The 1,205-nt window shown below is 51.9% G+C and carries 1 protein-coding gene; it reads right to left on the bottom strand.

The genetic code is table 11. The features are described from left to right. Positions 1–16: 16 nt before the first annotated feature. A protein-coding gene (locus tag FHW66_RS20690) for an IS3 family transposase (RefSeq protein ID WP_370543511.1) occupies positions 17–1,137 on the bottom strand; the annotation gives its coding sequence in 2 pieces (ribosomal slippage) (positions 17–885 and positions 885–1,137; 1,122 coding nt in all). Positions 1,138–1,205: the final 68 nt, after the last annotated feature.

Below are 1,205 nucleotides of genomic sequence, written 5' to 3'. Positions count from 1 at the left end.
CGACGTCTCCCCGTATTCAGTAGCAAATGGCTTTAGAGTCAGGGGTTAATGTAGCCGCTTTCGCGGCCAGTTGCTTAGCGTAGGCTAACGGCGTCAGCCCACCCAAGGATTTTTTCGGTCGGTCCTCGTTATATTCCCTTCGCCAGCGTTCAATCACAGTGCGGGCATGGGCCAAGCTGACGAACCAGTGTTCGTTGAGACATTCATCCCGTAATCTTCCATTAAATGACTCGATGTACGCGTTTTGATTCGGTTTGCCCGGCTCGATCTGTCGAAGTTGCACACCTCGACGATGCGCCCACGTCAACATGGCACGACCGCAGAATTCTTTGCCGTTGTCAGTTCGAATGATCTTAGGAAGACCTCGCTTCAAACCTAACCGATCCAACATCCGTGTCAAAGGATATCCGCCAATAGCGCGTTCTGTCACGACAGCAATCGACTCATGCGTAGCATCATCCACTATGGTCAAACACTTGATCGCACGGCCTTCGGCAGTCCGGTCGAAGACAAAGTCCATTGACCAGACTTGATTGGCTGCATCTGGCCGAATCAATGGCTGGCGCTCAGATACAGGCACCTTCTTGCGCTTGCGACGTTTTACCTGAAGGCCGCACTGCGCATAGAGTCGCTCAACGCGCTTGTGATTGATTTGCAAACCAGCCTGACGAAGCTTCAAATAAATCATTCCGGAGCCGTAACGGCGATGGCGCTGTGCAAGTTCGATAATGCGATCTCGCAAAGCGCCGTTTTTGTCCGGACGGGGTTCATAACGCAACGCGCTAGCACTCATGTCTGCAACGCGCAGCGCATGGCGTTCACTTAACCCTCGTTGAACCATATGCCGCACCAGGTCACGTCGTGCCGGTGCGGTTACCACTTTTTTTGCAGTGCCTCTTTCGTGATCTCATTTTCCAACAATGAATTCGCCAGCATGCGCTTGAGTCTTGCGTTCTCGGCTTCCAATTCCTTGAGTCGTTTGGCGTCGGACACGCTCATGCCGCCAAACTTGCTGCGCCAAAGATAGAAACTCGCCTCCGAGAATCCATGCAGTCGGCATAGCTCTTTGAGTGGCAATCCAGCTTCCGCTTCTCTCAAGAAACCGATGATCTGTTCTTCTGAAAAACGCTTCTTCATGTCTAATCTCCTTACAGGATGGGATTAGACTCTAATTTCGAATGCTACTCAAATGTGGGGAGACGTCG

Origin of the sequence: Herbaspirillum sp. Sphag64, assembly GCF_014192645.1 — a bacterium.
Lineage (GTDB): Bacteria > Pseudomonadota > Gammaproteobacteria > Burkholderiales > Burkholderiaceae_D > Herbaspirillum.
This window is presented reverse-complemented; position numbering and strand designations above follow the sequence as displayed.